The 16645-nt window shown below is 39.7% G+C and carries 14 protein-coding genes; all 14 read left to right on the forward strand.

The annotated features are described in order from the left end of the window. The 14 genes from aguB to BMZ41_RS05525 all read left to right on the forward strand — a co-directional run bounded on the left by aguB (position 1) and on the right by BMZ41_RS05525 (position 16643). Entirely contained in the window at positions 1–876 is an 876-nt protein-coding gene (aguB, locus tag BMZ41_RS05460; protein WP_090167284.1) for an N-carbamoylputrescine amidase, read from the forward strand. A 15-nt stretch (positions 877–891) separates the two neighbouring features. Then, the gene (locus BMZ41_RS05465; protein ID WP_090167286.1) at positions 892–1824 is read left to right on the forward strand and encodes a D-2-hydroxyacid dehydrogenase; all 933 of its coding nucleotides are present in this window, start codon (positions 892–894) and stop codon (positions 1822–1824) included. 76 nt (positions 1825–1900) lie between these two features. After that, positions 1901–2083: a hypothetical protein gene (locus BMZ41_RS05470; protein WP_090527515.1), complete on the forward strand. Its 183-nt coding sequence runs from the start codon at positions 1901–1903 to the stop codon at positions 2081–2083. 155 nt (positions 2084–2238) lie between these two features. Then, positions 2239–3939, forward strand: coding sequence for a methyl-accepting chemotaxis protein (locus BMZ41_RS05475; protein ID WP_090167290.1), 1701 nt, complete (start codon positions 2239–2241; stop codon positions 3937–3939). An 8-nt stretch (positions 3940–3947) separates the two neighbouring features. Beyond that, complete coding sequence (locus BMZ41_RS05480; protein WP_090167292.1) at positions 3948–4766, forward strand: nickel pincer cofactor biosynthesis protein LarC; 819 nt, start codon at positions 3948–3950, stop codon at positions 4764–4766. An 84-nt stretch (positions 4767–4850) separates the two neighbouring features. Then, positions 4851–6236 carry a sensor domain-containing diguanylate cyclase gene (locus BMZ41_RS05485; RefSeq protein WP_090527518.1) on the forward strand — a complete coding sequence of 462 codons (1386 nt, stop codon included), beginning with the start codon at positions 4851–4853 and terminating at the stop codon, positions 6234–6236. Positions 6237–6334: 98 nt separating this feature from the next. Next, the gene (locus tag BMZ41_RS05490) at positions 6335–7540 is read left to right on the forward strand and encodes a pyridoxal phosphate-dependent aminotransferase (RefSeq protein ID WP_090167296.1); all 1206 of its coding nucleotides are present in this window, start codon (positions 6335–6337) and stop codon (positions 7538–7540) included. Next, complete coding sequence (locus BMZ41_RS05495; RefSeq protein WP_090527521.1) at positions 7515–8450, forward strand: helix-turn-helix domain-containing protein; 936 nt, start codon at positions 7515–7517, stop codon at positions 8448–8450. Before BMZ41_RS05490 ends, BMZ41_RS05495 begins: the two co-directional genes overlap by 26 nt. Positions 8451–8683: 233 nt before the next feature. Beyond that, on the forward strand, positions 8684–10042 hold the full coding sequence (locus tag BMZ41_RS05500; protein ID WP_090527524.1) for an ABC transporter substrate-binding protein: 1359 nt from the start codon (positions 8684–8686) through the stop codon (positions 10040–10042). Between the two features lie 90 nt (positions 10043–10132). Continuing rightward, the gene (locus BMZ41_RS05505; protein ID WP_177184166.1) at positions 10133–11014 is read left to right on the forward strand and encodes a carbohydrate ABC transporter permease; all 882 of its coding nucleotides are present in this window, start codon (positions 10133–10135) and stop codon (positions 11012–11014) included. A 16-nt stretch (positions 11015–11030) separates the two neighbouring features. After that, the gene (locus tag BMZ41_RS05510; RefSeq protein ID WP_090167492.1) at positions 11031–11843 is read left to right on the forward strand and encodes a carbohydrate ABC transporter permease; all 813 of its coding nucleotides are present in this window, start codon (positions 11031–11033) and stop codon (positions 11841–11843) included. A gap of 11 nt (positions 11844–11854) precedes the next feature. Next, positions 11855–14872 (forward strand): beta-galactosidase, LacZ type, encoded by a 3018-nt coding sequence (locus tag BMZ41_RS05515; protein WP_090527530.1) that lies wholly within the window; start codon positions 11855–11857, stop codon positions 14870–14872. A 68-nt stretch (positions 14873–14940) separates the two neighbouring features. After that, positions 14941–15471: a DUF6106 family protein gene (locus tag BMZ41_RS05520; RefSeq protein WP_090167306.1), complete on the forward strand. Its 531-nt coding sequence runs from the start codon at positions 14941–14943 to the stop codon at positions 15469–15471. A 2-nt stretch (positions 15472–15473) separates the two neighbouring features. Then, complete coding sequence (locus BMZ41_RS05525) at positions 15474–16643, forward strand: galactokinase (protein WP_090527533.1); 1170 nt, start codon at positions 15474–15476, stop codon at positions 16641–16643. The last annotated feature ends 2 nt before the right edge of the window (positions 16644–16645 follow it).

The following is a 16645-nucleotide window of genomic DNA, read 5'->3' on the forward strand; positions in this document are numbered from 1 at the left end:
ATGAGAAAAGTAACAGTGGCGGCTATTCAAATGAGCTGCACTACAGTAGTTTTGGAAAATATAAAAAAAGCGGACAAAATGGTTCGCGAAGCAGCAGCTTCAGGCGCACAGATTATACTTATCCCAGAGCTTTTTGAGCGACAGTATTTCTGTCAGGAGCGTCAGTATGAATACTATTATTTTGCAAAATCCGTAGAGGAAAATGATGCTGTATGCCATTTTAAGAAGGTGGCTAAGGAGCTCTCAGTAGTTATTCCTGTCAGCTTTTATGAAAAGGATGGAAATGTACTTTATAATTCTGTGGCAATAATTGATGCAGATGGAGAAGTACTTGGAGTTTATAGAAAGACTCATATTCCTGACGACCATTTTTATCAGGAGAAATTTTACTTCACACCAGGTAACACAGGCTTTAAGGTTTGGGATACAAAGTATGCTAAGATTGGAGTAGGAATCTGTTGGGATCAGTGGTTCCCTGAGACAGCAAGAGCAATGGCAGTACAGGGTGCGGAGCTTCTTTTCTACCCAACGGCTATTGGTAGCGAGCCTATTCTTGAAAGTGATAGCATGCCACATTGGAGACGTTGTATGCAGGGACATGCAGGCAGCAACCTTATGCCAGTTATAGCTGCCAATAGAATTGGACTTGAAGAGGTAAAGCCTTGCAAGGAAAATGGTGGACAGGAATCCAGTCTCAATTTCTATGGAAGTTCCTTTATGACAGATGAGACAGGAGCGATTCTTGAGGATGCCAGCCGCGATAAAGAACAGGTGCTTATTCACACCTATGATTTAGAGGAAATAGCAGAGAATCGCCTTAGCTGGGGAATCTTCAGAGACAGAAGACCAGACTGTTATGGTGACATTTGTAAGTAACTAAGGAGGTAGATTATGAAGATTGTATTTTTGGACAGAAAGACAATTGGAGAAGATATTGATTTATCAGGATTTGAGAGATTTGGAGAAGTAGTAATCTATGATTACTCAGCTGCTGATGAGGTGCCAGCCAGGGTAGAGGATGCTGATATTATCGTTCTTAACAAGGTGCCTGTAAACGAGGCTACCATCAGCACAGCAAAGAATCTTAAGCTTGTTTGCGTTACAGCTACAGGTACAAATAATCTTGATAAGGATTACCTTGCAGGCCGTGGAATCGAGTGGAGAAATGTAGCGGGATATTCAACAGAGGCAGTTGCTCAGCATACTTTCTCATTAGCATTCTATCTCTTAGAGCATCTTAGTTATTATGATGAGTATGTTAAGAGCGAGAAGTATGTAAACGATAGAATGTTTACTCACTTTGAAAAGCATTTCCATGAAATTGCAGGAAAGACCTGGGGTATCATAGGACTTGGTGCAATCGGTAGCCGAGTAGCAGAAATTGCAAAGCTTTTTGGAGCCAATGTAATCTACTATTCTACCAGTGGACGTAATCATTCAGATATCTACAAAGAGGTGGATTTTGAAACACTGTTATCCACATCAGATGTTGTTTCTATCCACGCACCACTAGATGAAAATACAATGCACCTTATCGACAAAGCAGCTCTTTCAAAGATGAAGAAGAACGCTATCCTCATCAATGTTGGAAGAGGTCCAATCATTGTGGAAAAAGACCTTGCAGATGCACTTGAATGTGGACAAATTGCAGCAGCAGGTTTGGACGTTCTTGATGTGGAGCCAATGTCTCCTGAGAATCCACTTGTAAGAATCAAGGACAGTACAAAGCTTCTTATCACACCTCATATTGCATGGGCAGCAGTAGAAGCTCGCCAGCGTCTTATGAAGATTATCGAGGGACAGATTGAGGATTTCCTTAAATAATATAGATTAAGACATCATTTCTTCAAACTAATTTGCTAGACTAGGTTCACTGGGAGAGCTGATAAGGATTCAAAATATGAATTGGAAGTTTGAAGATGAAAACAAACCATATAGCTCTGATGATGCCTACGATGATTTAGAAGCGGTTAAGGAAATGCTTAGAGAAGCACAGCGTAAGATTACCCGCAATAAATTAGAAGATAGTGGCATCGATTTTAGTGTAAATATAGAAATAGAAAAAAATAATAATAATGATTAAAAAGGCAACTGTTCACAATGTTACAACAGTTGCCTTTTTTACACTTTTTTCACAGTATGTACGTAATTATAGGCTATAATCCAAATAGTCGGTTTTCTAGCTTTGTGGAGTAATACTGTTCAATCGGCCAGGGAGATGATAAACGGAGGTCGAATATGGAGAGCAAGGAAAATGTTGGCACAATGGATAAGTTAGCCCAAATGGTAAAGATTTCTTCACTGAGAACAGCTATTTTGGGATTGCTAATCATATCGTTGGTGTGTGTAGGTGTGGCTGCAACAATTGTAGGAACCACCAATATGCGCCGAGGAATGGAATACGAGGTTGAAACAGGTGTAATGGCAACTTGTGCATCATACGCTCAGGTTTTGGATTATATTGAGAAAAGTATGACTGCCGAGGAAATAGCGAATCTTACACTGGAGCAGGAAATGCACGAAGAGACAGGTTATGATTATACCTTCTTTAGAGGAGATACTCGTGAGCGTTCAAGTATCGAAGGAGCAGTTGGAACGAAAGCCGGAGATGCTGTTATTGCGGAAGTATTAAATGGAGGCAATAGATATTCAGCAGAAAACGTAATGATAAATGGTCAGCCATTTTACGTAGCATACATTCCTTTAAAAGATGAAACCGGTGCAATTTATGGTATGGCCTTTGTTGGTTTGGAAAAAATAGCAGTAACAGAGTATATAAGTAAAAAAGTAGCTTGGACTGTTACTCTTTCCTTCGCAATCATAATTATTTTTGCTATAATCGCAGTTCTTTATATCGTACAGATTATAAAGTCAATTGATGAAAACGTTAGAGCTGTTCGCCAGATGGCAACAGGTGATTTGGAAATTCATCTTAGTGATAAGGTTAAGAATAGAAGAGATGAGCTTGGTGAAATGTCAAATGCCTTGTTTGACATGGCTGAGAAAATCAGAGATGTTATTGGTAATGCCAGAGTGTCGTCTAACGAAGTGGATGATTCAGCGGCGTATCTGTATGACACAATAGAGACAATTACGGAAACAGCAGATAATGTAACTACAGCAGTTTCTCAGGTAGCAACAGGTGCATCCTCACAGGCTGAATCCTTACAGGAAGCTGTTGAAAGCGTAAATGATATCAACGAAGCAATTCAGCTTATTATTGGAAATACAGATGAGATGCATAATATTGCAGATCTTATGCAGGATAATTCGAAGGCCAGTCAGGATAAGCTGACAGAGCTTAGAATGTCTACAAGAGAAAGTATTGCTGCTATCGATGGAATCGTAGAGTTGATTGGAAATACAAACACAGCCGTAACAACAATTAGTGAGGCTGTACAGATAATTGATGCTATTGCTGCACAGACAAATCTGTTATCATTAAATGCAAGTATAGAAGCTGCTAGAGCAGGTGAAGCAGGTAAGGGATTTGCTGTTGTTGCTGATGAGATCCGTCAGTTGGCAGACCAGTCCGCAGCAGCTGCTCAGAATATTCAGGAAGCAATGAAGGGACTTGCAGCTGATTCTAATAAGACAATGGAAGAAGCCGGCAGCGTGCAAGAAGCCATCAGTAAGCAGCGTAGTACTATTCACAGAACCATTGAGCAGGTTGATCTCCTTATTGAGGATATTAACAAGTCAGTAACTCTTACAAAAGAAATTGTTGAAAACGTTGATAAATCAGAGAAGGCTAGTACAGTTATATCAGAGACCATCAATAATCTTTCAGCTATTTCACAACAGAACGCAGCTAGCTCAGAAGAAACAAGAGCTTCTATGCAAGATCTTTCTGACACAATGGAAATTCTTTCAGAAAAGGCAAATGGTCTTACCAAAATTGCCAAGGTGCTTGATGAGGAAATGGCTTTCTTCCAGTAGAGGATTTGATGGACAGAAAATTATATCTAGAATGTAATTCAGGAATTAGTGGGGACATGACAGTTGGCGCTCTTTTAGATTTGGGCGCCGACAGCCATGTCCTTTTAGATGCTTTAAAAAGCATAAAAGCGGATGGATTTGATATCGTTATAAAGCGGTTAAAAAAGAGAGATATTGAATGCACCGATTTTGATGTGGTGCTGGATAAGGAGCATGACGGACACGACCACGATATGGAGTATCTCTATGGTCATCTTCATGGAGAGTCACATGGTGATCATGAACATGGTCACGAGCATCATCATGGACATCATCACCGTGGGATTAAAGAGATTTACGAGATTATCGATAGCACCGAAATGACTGATGGGGCGAGAAAGATTGCAAAGGACATATTTGAAGTTCTTGCAAAGGCGGAGTCCAAAGCACATGAGGTGCCTTTGGAGGAAGTACATTTTCATGAGGTGGGAGCTATAGACTCTATAGTAGACATTATTGCAATCGCAGTATGTCTTGATAATCTGGAAATTACAGATGTGATTGTCCAAAAGCTATATGATGGTAAGGGCACAGTAAGATGCCAGCATGGTATCCTGCCAGTACCTGTTCCAGCAGTAAAAAATATTGTAAATGATAACGATATTGAGCTAGAGATTATCGATGTTTTAGGAGAGCTTGTAACTCCTACGGGAGCTGCAACGGTAGCAGCTATTCGAACAACCAATAATCTTCCAAGAGAGTATAAAATTGAAAAAACTGGCTATGGAAATGGAAAAAGAGATTATGGTTTAGATGGCGTGTTAAAAGCTATGATAATTCAGGAATAAATAGATAAACAAATTGTTTTTGGACACAATATTTAATATAGTATATTAAAAGGGTGAAACACAGCTGGTTTGGGGGAGGCTAGAATGTCAAACAAGGAAAACGATATTTTATCAAATATTGATTATTCAGCGCAGGATATTTTGTACATGCTAAGAGACCTGCCTGATGCGTGCTGTATTTTTCAAGTTCTCACGGATCCGTTTGGAACCGTACAGGATATGCAGTTCTTATTCGCCAATGAAAAATATGCCAGTCTTGTTGGAAAATCTACCAGCGAGCTTATTGGATCAACCTATTACAATACTGTAAATAACAGGGATGAGGATTGGATTCGCCTGAGCTATCAGGCAGCAATCATGCGCCAATCTGTAATCAACAGCACTTATAATACACAGTTTAATAGATGGTTTGAATTTTGGGCTGTACCAGTTTATAAGAAGGGCTTCTGTGCTTTTATTATTCATGATGTAACAGCAGAAAAGCGCAAGGAGGTAAATCGCGTTATTACCACCAAGTCCAATAATTTCATTTTGGAATGCGCTAAGTATCTCTCGGCAAACGATTTCAAAAAGGGAATAAAGTACACGCTTAAAGCCCTTGGAAATATTTTAAAGGCAGACAGAGCCGCTATTTTAGAAACATATCAGGGCGAGTGCGGAGAGGTGTTGGCTTGGGCTGATAAAATAGGAGGTACTGGTCTTCCCGGTAAAGAAATTCTGGAGCAATATGATTTTTACACCCTTTGGCAAAAGCAAATGGGAGATAATAATGTGTATATCTGTGATGATGTGGCTATGGTAAACGCTCAAAATAGTGAAGTTTACAAGGCTGTATTGCATGGAACCATATCACGATACATAGTCGCTGCATTAAAGGACAGGGGAAATATCATAGGATATTTGCTGATAGATAATTATTCTCTTGATTTAGATATTAATGTTAAAGAGGTTGTAGAATCAATCAGTATTTTCATATCAGAGGAGCTTCGAAATTACGTAATTACCAATGAATTGATGTATAGAAATACCCATGATGAGCTTACAGATCTTGGTAATCGTAGATCATACAATGAAACAATTAGCATGCTGGAAGGCATGGATGTATCAGTAGGAGTATGTTTTATTGATATAAATGGATTAAAGAATATCAATGATAGTTATGGCCATGATGAAGGCGATGAGTTAATTAAGGAGACTGCAGGTGTTGTTGCCAGTGTCTTTAAGAAAAAGTATTGCTATAGGATAGGCGGAGATGAATTCATTGTCATTATCCCTAATATAACAAAGGAACATTTTGAAGAAGAAGTGTCGAAGCTTAGAAAGAAAGCGAAAACTATTTCAATTGCTGCAGGTGCAATTTGGAGCGATAATGCTAGGGATATGGAGAATTTGATTGATCAGGCCGATAAATTGATGTATGTGGATAAAGAAGCTTATTTTGGAGAACACGAACGTAGACACAAAATATAATGTTAAAAAGGCTGTTGTGCATATTGTGCAACAGCTTTTTTGTGGTAAAATTTAGACTAATAACTTGGAAACTGGCTTAGTCAAACGGGAGATATGCGATGATTAACAAGTCTTATAAGAAAATGCTAGAGGGGAAATCAATTATCAGAGAGCTGAGTGAATATGCTACAGCAAGGGGAAAGGAAATCGGATACGAGAATGTATTTGATTACAGTCTTGGAAATCCAAGTGTGCCATGTCCTACAGGCTATACAGATGCTGTTGTGAAGATGTATCAGGATAAGGATCCTATGGCGATTCACGGTTATAGCCCATCCCTTGGAATTGAGGATGTGAGAGCAGCAGTGGCTGAATCTATCAGCAAGAGATTTGGAGTACCATACGAAGCAAAGCATATTTTTATGGCAATCGGTGCAGCGGGAGCTCTTGCCCATGCATTTAGACTTGTTACAGAGCCTGGTGATGAAATAATTGTTTTTGCACCTTTTTTCCCTGAATACACTGAATATATTGGCAGAACTGGTGCCATCATGAAGGTTGTCCCTCCAAGAACAGAGGACTTCCAGATTAATTTTGAAGAATTTAAACGTGTAATAAACGAAAAGACTATGGCAGTGCTTATAAACACTCCAAACAATCCTTCGGGTATTGTTTATAGTGAAGAGACTATTAAACGACTTGCTGATATTTTATATTCTAAGCAGGAGGAATATGGACATGATATATTTCTTATCAGCGATGAGCCATATAGAGAAATAGTTTTTGATGGGAAGCAGTGTCCTTACCCTGCGAAACACTACGATAATACTTTGACATGCTACTCATTTTCAAAGAGTCTATCCCTTCCGGGAGAGCGTATTGGCTATGTAGCAGTTAATCCTAAGGCAACAGATGCGGATATCCTTGCGGTAATTATGGGACAGATAAGCCGAGGAATAGGCCACAATTGTCCAGCATCCACATCACAGCTTGCAGTAAGTCAGGTTCTTGATGAAACAAGTGATTTAAGCGTTTATGAGACTAATATGAACATCATATACGATGCTCTTGTTGAAATGGGATTTGAAGTGGTTCGCCCAGGTGGGACATTCTATATTTTTCCTAAGGCATTGGAAGATGATGCAAATGCCTTTTGCATGAAGGCTAAGAAATATGATTTAATATTAGTTCCGGCAGATAATTTTGGCTGCCCGGGATATTTTAGAATGGCGTATTGTATTGATACTGAAAAGGTGGAGAGATCCATCGAAGTATTCAAACGTTTTGTGAGAGAAGAGTATGGCAAAGCAGAAGAAACAAATTGAGTATAGATATTATGAGATTCCAGATGGTCATTATGTGATGGCACTTTTAGGTGACACCTGGGTACGTAGCTATGGAGCAGAGCAGGAGAATCTTCTTCATTTCCACAATTATATGGAGATAGGATACTGCTATTGGGGTAATGGACACCTGACAATCGAAGAATCAAAGGTACCTTACAAGGGCGGAATAATTACTATTATTCCAGAGAATATTCCACATGAGACTAAAAGCTTTAATCAGGGCGTGTGTAAATGGGAGTACATTTACATTGACTTAGACAGCTTCATCAGAAATGAGATGTCCTTCAAGAGAATGCTTCCTGAGGAGGTAATTAAGCGAATTAATAATCAAGGCTATGTAGTGCAGTGGAACCAGAATAAGGCAGTGACCAATATAGTGCGAAATATTATTGAGGAATACCGTGAAAAGCAGCCGTATTACAAGGATGCAGTAAAGGGATATTTAAGAGCCTTCGTTGTTGAGCTCCTGAGAATTAACGAGGATATGAGTTCAAGCCTTACATTGGAGGAGAAAAGATTAAATTCTTATATCGAAAAGAGTGTAAGCTATATAGCTGAGCATTATGCTGAAGATTTAAAGATGTCAGATGTGGCACACGAATGTGGGCTTTCGGAGAGTCATTTCAGACGTATCTTTGAAGAGAGCATGAGCATGAAGCCGCTGGATTACCTGAACATGATAAGAATAGATAAGGCCTGTGAGATTATCCAGAATAAGGATTATGCCATGGAAGAAGTTGGATTCAGAGTGGGATATCAGACTCCATCTACCTTCAACCGTAACTTTAAAAAGCTTACTGGCAAGACTCCATATCAGTGGAAGAAGGATGAGAATCATTTAGGATTAACAAAAAAGAATTATAAGATTAGCGCTAAAAAGGGATGGTAAAAGCAATTTTGCCATCCCTTTTTTGTACATAATTAAACCACAATTTAAGCCAAAAACACTTATAGACAGTTGGGTAAGTAGTCGAATTTGCAATTTTTTAGCGCAATTCTATGAAACACTAAATTGGGCTTTACTAGTATTATGACCATATGAGGAGCGAGTATTGGGAAAGAATTTGTGCACAGTGCACAAATGGCCGCTCTAGTTTTTAAACAATAAGGAGAATGGAAAGAATGAAGAAGAGATTACTTTCACTCATGCTTGTTGGTGCTATGGCAGCTTCTATGGTAGCTTGCGGTGGCTCAGACACAGCAGCAGACACAACAACAGATGCAGCTACAGAGGACGGAGCTGCAGCAGCAGACGTACAGTCAGCAGATGAGAACACATTAACAGTATACGCTTGGGACGAGAATTTCAACATCCCAGCACTTAAGGCAGCTGAGAAGGATTATCAGGAGGTTAATCCAGATTTCAAGCTCGAGGTTATTACACAGTCACAGTCTTCAGATGTAGAGCAGGCAGTTACACTTGCAGCAGAAGCTGGTGACTACAGCACATTACCAGACATCGTACTTTTCCAGGATCACTACATCCAGCAGTACGTTACAAATTATCCAGATGCATGGCAGGATGTTGATGATGCAGATTGTGATTGGTCAGGACTTGGAGCTGAGAAGCTTTCATATTCTACAATCGATGGAAAGCACTACGGATTCCCTGTAGATGCTGGTACAGCAATCTTCGCATACAGAACAGACCTTCTTGAGCAGGCTGGTTATTCAATTGATGATGTTACAGGCATCACATGGGAGAAGTTCGATGAAATCGGACAGAAGGTTTATGATGCTACAGGAAAGCACCTTCTTTGCATGGATGGCAGCGGAAATGACTTATTCTACATGATGCTTCAGGAGGAAGGCGTATCACAGTTTAAGGATGGCGAGCCATATATCAAGGATAACAAGGCTCTTGTAGAGGTATTTGAAATCATCGCTAAGATGGCACAGGACAATGTACTTTATCTTGCAAATGACTGGTCAGATTACACAGATCAGGCTATTCAGGGTGACATGGTTGCTGGCGTATTCAATGGTAACTGGATTATCCCAACAATGAAGCAGGTTTCAGAGAACTCTGGTAAGTGGGAAATCGTTCCAGCTCCATCACTTACAGGTAAGCCAGGATATGCTTCAAACGGTGGATCTTCACTTTATATCACAGGTAACTGCAAGAAGACAGATCTTGCTAAGGATTTCTTAGCTTACACATTTGGTGGTCGTTCAGCTGAGGATGGACAGTCTATCACATATGATGAGGCACTTCTTAACGGTGGTGTTATCGGAACATGTGCAGCAGCTGCTGAGTCAGATGTTTACCAGCAGGGTGTTGATTTCTTCAATGGTCAGGCAATCTATGCTGACATCGTTGAATACACACAGAATGTTCCAACAGTAGAGCAGTCTGATTATCACTACTCAGCAAGAACAGCTCTTGGCACAGCTCTTCAGAACGTAATCGAGAATGGTTACACAACAGAGCAGGCTCTTGAAGAGGCTGAGACAAACCTTAGATTTGAGATGGGTCTTTAATTAAAAGATATTGTATTGTATGGGAAGTGGTTAGCCCACTTCCCTTTTTTAAAGAAGGGGGATGCCAAAGTGGATAAGAAAAAACATGGAATGACGCTTGCAAATAAACAATTGGCAGCCGGCTGGTTGTTCCTTACTCCAGCAACAATTCTCATTTTTATAATGAGTTTTTATCCAATCGTACAGGCTTTAATTACATCATTTAAAACAGGAAAGGGCGTAAACATCAAGTTTGCAGACCCACTAACATATAATTATTCTCGAATGCTACAGGATGTAATTTTCAAAACATCAATGAAAAATACATTCCTTTATTTAATAATAGAGGTTCCAGTAATGTTGGTGCTTGCTATTCTTTTAGCACAGCTTCTTAACAACAAGGACCTTAAATTCAAGGGATTTTTTAGAACATGTATCTTCTTACCATGTGCCACATCCCTTGTATCATATTCTTTGATTTTCAAATCAATGTTTGCAACACAGGGTCTTATCAATACCATTCTTCAAGGCATTGGTATTACCAATGAAAACATCAATTTCCTAGGAACAGCAGGTACAGCCAGAGCGGTAATTATTATCGCGTTAATTTGGAGATGGACAGGCTACAATATGGTGTTCTACCTTGCTGGCTTGCAGAATATTGAGTATTCAGTATACGAGGCAGCAAAGATTGATGGTGCAAATGGCTGGAAGACATTCTGGAACATTACAGTGCCACTTCTTAAGCCAACAATTGTAATGACAGCGATTATGTCAATCAACGGTACATTACAGCTCTTTGATGAGTCAGTAAACCTTACAAGCGGTGGTCCTGCAAACTCAACAATTACAATGTCACATTACATCTACAATCAGGCATTCGGACAGGGTGTTGGCAACTTTGGATACACATCAGCTATGTCCTTTGTAGTATTTGTAATGGTTGCTATCTTAGCATTCATCAATTTGAAAGTAGGTGATACACGTGACTAAGAAAAAGAATAGATCAATGGTACAGCGTAGGCTAATTCCTACATACATATTTTTGATTATCTGCTCGTTTATTTCAGTATTTCCACTTTATTGGATGATTGCAGCAGCCACAAATGAATCTATAAACGTGGCAAGAGGCTCAATTGTATTTGGAAATCAGCTTTTAGTAAATTTTGAGCATTTAAAGAATGCAGTGCAGGGCACACTTTGGAGCAGTATGGGAAACTCATTCCTTTACTCAATAGTACAGACTGTATTTACACTTTTTGTTTGTTCGATAGCGGGCTACGGTTTTGAGCTTTACCATGACAAGGGAAAGGATAGACTTTTCGGAGTACTTCTTCTTGCTATGATGGTTCCAGCTGTTGCAACAATGGTTCCTTTATATGGACTTGTATCAAAGGCAAAGCTTTTAAATTCCGTATGGGCTTTCATTTTACCTGGTATTTCAACACCATTCATGATTATGATGTTCAGACAGAATTCTCGTAATTTTCCACCTGACATCATGGAAGCAGCTCGTATTGATGGACTTTCAGAATGGAAGATTTTCTTTAAGATGTATGTTCCAGTTCAGAAGTCAATCTATGCAGCAGCAGCTGTTATCACATTCATGAATGCATGGAATGCATACATGTGGCCAAAGGTAGTTATGAGCGACAACAGAGCGCAGACAATGCCAATGTTCATCGCTAATATATCAAGTGGTTACACAGTAGATTACGGTATGACAATGCTTGGAGTATTATTCTGTTCACTTCCAACAATGGTAGTATTCTTCGTACTTCAGAAGCAGTTTGCAGAAGGTATTACAGGTAGTGTCAAGTAAGGGGAAAAACTATGGCTGAATTCAATTATTCAATTGTAAAAGACCCTAGAATTTTTCAAGAAAATCGATTAGCTCCACACTCAGACCACGAGTATTACGATAGCGAGAATTTTGCTTATGGTGAGAAATCCAATTTTAAGCATTCTCTTAATGGAATGTGGAAGTTTGAATATGCCAAAAACTACGAGTGCTGTGACAAGACTTTTTATGAAGAGGATAGAGACTGTAAGTGTTGGGACGATATAAAAGTCCCTGCACACATCCAGATGGAAGGGTATGACAAGATTATGTACGTCAACACCCAGTATCCATGGGATGGACACGAGGCTCTTGTTCCGGGGGAAATTCCTACAGAAGAAAACCCAGTAGGAAATTACGTAAAATACTTTACTGTTCCAGATTTTATGAAGGGACAGCCTGTATATATATCATTTCAGGGCGTGGAAAGCGGATTTGCACTCTGGCTCAATGGAAAATATGTAGGTTATAGTGAAGATTCCTTCACTCCGTCTGAGTTTGATTTAACACCATTTATAAAAGATGGTGAAAACAAGCTGGCAGTACAGGTATTCAAATGGACAGCTGGTAGCTGGTGTGAGGATCAGGATTTCTTTAGATTCTCAGGAATCTTTAGAGAGGTATATTTGTATACCGTTCCTGCTACACATATCAGAGATATCAGAATCCAGACACTCCTTGATGATGACTACAAGGATGCTACTCTTGTGCTCGATATGGAATCAACAGGCGATGGACTTATCCAGATGACTTTATCAGATGATGAAGTAGAGATTTTAAACAAGATTACCATAACAGAAGGTAGCAACCATTTCGAACTTCACGTTAGAGAGCCAAAGCTTTGGAGCGCTGAGCATCCATTTCTTTTCGACTTACAGCTTAACGTTTTCGGTGAGACAGGTCGTCTTGCTGAGGTTTTGAAGGAAAAAGTAGGTTTTAGAAGATTCGAGATGAAGGACGGCATGATGCACATTAACGGAAAGCGCATCGTGTTTAAGGGCGTCAATCGTCACGAATTTTCTTCATCAACAGGACGTGTTCTTTCAGAGGGAGAAATTCTTCAGGATATTATTACTATCAAGAAGAATAATATAAATGCTATTCGTACAAGCCATTATCCAAATCAGACAATCTTCTACAGGTTGTGCGATATCTTTGGATTGTACGTAATAGACGAGACAAACCTTGAAACACATGGAACATGGCAGACACCTATTCAGATTCTTAAGGTAAGAGATGACAGCTATGCTGTTCCTGGTGACAGACCAGAGTTTACCGATAATGTTCTCGATAGAGCTAACAATATGTTCCAGAGAGACAAGAATCATCCATGTATTTTGATATGGTCATTAGGAAATGAGTCCTACGGCGGCACGAACTTACGCAAGATGCAGGATATGTTGCATAATCTCGATAGAGGTAGACTTGTCCATTATGAAGGTGTGTTTAATGACAGACGTGTAGATTTATCAGATATGGAATCTACAATGTATGTTTATGTAAAGAACATCAAAAAATGGCTTCAGGAACACAAGGATAAGCCTTATATCAATTGCGAGTATATGCATGCAATGGGTAATTCCTGCGGAGCCATGTCAAAGTATACTGAGCTTGCTTATGAAGAACCTCGTTTCCAGGGTGGATTTATCTGGGATTACATTGATCAGGCTATCACAAAAAAGGACTGCTACGGCGTAGAGTTTGAGGGCTACGGCGGAGATTTCGACGATAGACCTAATGATGGCAGCTTCTCAGGCGATGGTATCTGCTATAGCAAGGGTAGACTTCCTAGCCCTAAAATGCAGGAAGTTAAGTATGATTACCAGAATATAAAGATTACTATAGAAGATGGTAAGGCTCACATTGAGAACAGAAATCTGTTTACAAATACAAATGAGTTCACGGCAATTCTCACAGTAGAGAAGATTGGAGAGCTTATTGCAGAAGAGGAGCTTACAATCGACTGTCCACCACTTCAGTCAATAGATTATGGCTTAGAGCTTGATTTACCAAGGGATAATGAGTACGTGGTAACACTTTCCTTTGTGCTTTCAGAGGATACTCTTTGGGCTAGAAAGGGCCATGAGGTGGCGTATGGGCAGGCTACAGTTGGCAGATTCATCTATGAGAGAGGTGAGAAGAAATCTCTTGAGGTTACACAGGGCTTCCACAATCTTGGCGTAAAGGGCGAGGATTTTGAAGTATTATTTGTTGGACAGAGAGGTTTAAGCTCATACAAGTATCATGGAAAAGAGCTGCTGAAGAGATTTGTTCTTCCAAACTTCTGGAGACCAATGACAGAGAATGATTTAGCTAATCAGCTACCATTTAGAGCAGGTCAGTGGAAGCTTGCAAGCAAATATCTTGCAACAAATATCATGGACGAGGGAGTTAATGAAGCACCTGTTGTAGAGGCTTCTGAAGATAGGGTAAAGGTGGTTTACACATATCACCTTCCAACCAAGCCAGCAGGAACCTGTAAGGTGGAGTATGTCGTTAATTCTGACGGAATGGTTGACTGTACTTTAAAACTTCCTAAGTCTGCGGACATTGGTGAGCTCCCAGAGCTTTCAATGGCGTTTGCTTTTGATAAGGAGCTTTCAAACCTTGAATGGTATGGAAAGGGACCGCAGGAGACATATAACGATAGAAATCATGCCAAAGTAGGTGTATTTTCTAATAAGGTAGAGGATAACATGGCTAAATACCTTGTTCCTCAGGAGTGTGGAAATCATCAGGAGGTAAGATATGCCAAGCTTACAGATGATAAGGGTGATGGAATTTTATTCCTTACAGAAAATTTCGGATTTTCAGCCCTTCCATATACTGTGCACGAAATAGATGAGGCACAGCATCCAACAGAGCTTCCAAATCCACATTTTACACATGTAAGAGTGGGTACACAGATGGGCGTAGCAGGAGATGATACATGGGGTGCTAAAACCCATCCAGAATTTATGCTCGATAATAGCAAAGAAATGCAGATTTCCTTTAGTTTTAGGGGGATTTAAGCTATAATAATTGTCGACTGCTGTTTAGAGATGGCGGTCGACAATTGTTTATTATGGAGGGACGAATTATGTTTGAATCAAATGACACTTTTGTAGAAGACTCGGTAAAGGTTCTTGAAACATCTCAGGATAAGACAAGAAAGCTTGGATTAATGGCAATGTGTCTGGTTACCTTAGGTGGATTTACTGTAATGGATAACCATCTTAAGTACATATTCCTTATAGCTTTTGTTGTTATGATGCTAATTGATTTGTTTTTAATTATGAATAACAAAAATGTAGAGTATGAATATGATTATACAAATGGAAGCCTTTCAATTGCAAAGATAATTGATAATTCAAAAAGGAAAGAGCTTTTAACAGTCGAATCTGCACAATTAAAGATGGTTGCTGCAATGGGAACAAATGAATCTTTAAAGTATGATCATGTTAAGTTAAAAACATACGACTGTAGTGCCCACAATGAAGAGTTAAAAGATTACATCTTAGTGGCTCACAGCGAGGCAAAAGGCAACGATTTCAAAGTATTATTCACACCTTCTGATAAGTTGCTTAGTGCAATGGAGAAATATAATAAGAGAGATATTTACAGGGGATAATCATGAACGAAAAAGAATTAAAAGTTATCTTTGAAGAAAAGTTCGGAGAGGGTGGAGATATCCGCACATACTTCGCACCAGGCCGTGTAAACCTTATTGGCGAACATACTGATTACAACGGCGGACACGTATTTCCATGCGCTCTTACAATTGGTACATATGCAGTAGCAAGAAAGCGTGATGATAAGGTAATTAAGCTTTATTCAGCAAACATCGAAAGAGTAGGAGTGATCGAAAGCTCACTTGATGAACTTACAAACAAGGATGAATACAACTGGGCAAACTATCCACTTGGTGTTGTTTGGGCTTTAATTGAGAAGGGTGCAGAAATTAAATCAGGATTTGAAATGGCGGTTTGGGGCAATATTCCTAACGGTTCAGGCCTTTCATCATCTGCCTCTTTAGAGGTACTTACAGGTACAGTTCTTAATGATTTCTTTGGTTTAGATAAGACTATGACAGAGCTTGCACTTGTAGGACAGTACTCTGAGAACAACTTTAATGGATGTAATTGCGGTATAATGGACCAGTTTGCGGTTGCAATGGGACAAAAAGACCACGCCATTTTCCTTGACTGTGCAGATTTATCATATAAGTATGCATCAGTTATGCTTCCAAATGCTAAGATTGTTATCACAAATTCAAAGGTTAAGCATTCACTTGTAGACAGCGCATATAACGACAGAAGAAATGAGAGTTCACAGGCTCTTAAGGATCTTCAAACAGTATGCGGTATCAAGGAGCTTGGTGAGCTTACAAACGAAGAGTTTGAGAAGTACGGAAGCGCTATTAAGGATGAGGTTTGCTACAGAAGAGCTAAGCATGCTGTAGCTGAGAATCAGCGTACAATCACAGCTGTAGAGGCTCTCAACAACAACGATATCAAGAAGTTTGGTGAGCTTATGAATGCCAGCCATGTATCACTTCGTGATGATTACGAGGTTTCTTGCGAGGAGGTTGATTTCCTTGTAGAGACAGAGTGGAGCGTTCCTGGTGTAATCGGAGCACGCATCACCGGCGGCGGATTTGGAGGTTGTACAGTAGCAATCGTAGAGAACGATGCTGTAGAGAACTTCAAAGAGGTTGTAGGCAAGGCTTACAAAGAGAAATACAACTTAGACGCTGAATTCTACGTAGTAGACATTGGCGATGGTGCTAGAAGAATAGCATAGAT

The organism is Pseudobutyrivibrio sp. UC1225 (assembly GCF_900115215.1).
Lineage (GTDB): Bacteria > Bacillota > Clostridia > Lachnospirales > Lachnospiraceae > Pseudobutyrivibrio.

Excerpts from the sequence above, each read along its gene's own strand:
- BMZ41_RS05520 (WP_090167306.1), top strand. The coding sequence starts at position 14,941 with ATGTTTGAATCAAATGACACTTTTGTAGAAGACTCGGTAAAGGTTCTT.
- BMZ41_RS05500 (WP_090527524.1), top strand. The coding sequence starts at position 8,684 with ATGAAGAAGAGATTACTTTCACTCATGCTTGTTGGTGCTATGGCAGCT.
- aguB (WP_090167284.1), top strand. The coding sequence starts at position 1 with ATGAGAAAAGTAACAGTGGCGGCTATTCAAATGAGCTGCACTACAGTA.
- BMZ41_RS05505 (WP_177184166.1), top strand. The coding sequence starts at position 10,133 with ATGACGCTTGCAAATAAACAATTGGCAGCCGGCTGGTTGTTCCTTACT.
- BMZ41_RS05475 (WP_090167290.1), top strand. The coding sequence starts at position 2,239 with ATGGAGAGCAAGGAAAATGTTGGCACAATGGATAAGTTAGCCCAAATG.
- BMZ41_RS05465 (WP_090167286.1), top strand. The coding sequence starts at position 892 with ATGAAGATTGTATTTTTGGACAGAAAGACAATTGGAGAAGATATTGAT.
- BMZ41_RS05490 (WP_090167296.1), top strand. The coding sequence starts at position 6,335 with ATGATTAACAAGTCTTATAAGAAAATGCTAGAGGGGAAATCAATTATC.
- BMZ41_RS05525 (WP_090527533.1), top strand. The coding sequence starts at position 15,474 with ATGAACGAAAAAGAATTAAAAGTTATCTTTGAAGAAAAGTTCGGAGAG.
- BMZ41_RS05510 (WP_090167492.1), top strand. The coding sequence starts at position 11,031 with ATGGTACAGCGTAGGCTAATTCCTACATACATATTTTTGATTATCTGC.
- BMZ41_RS05485 (WP_090527518.1), top strand. The coding sequence starts at position 4,851 with ATGTCAAACAAGGAAAACGATATTTTATCAAATATTGATTATTCAGCG.
- BMZ41_RS05495 (WP_090527521.1), top strand. The coding sequence starts at position 7,515 with ATGGCAAAGCAGAAGAAACAAATTGAGTATAGATATTATGAGATTCCA.
- BMZ41_RS05480 (WP_090167292.1), top strand. The coding sequence starts at position 3,948 with ATGGACAGAAAATTATATCTAGAATGTAATTCAGGAATTAGTGGGGAC.
- BMZ41_RS05470 (WP_090527515.1), top strand. The coding sequence starts at position 1,901 with ATGAATTGGAAGTTTGAAGATGAAAACAAACCATATAGCTCTGATGAT.
- BMZ41_RS05515 (WP_090527530.1), top strand. The coding sequence starts at position 11,855 with ATGGCTGAATTCAATTATTCAATTGTAAAAGACCCTAGAATTTTTCAA.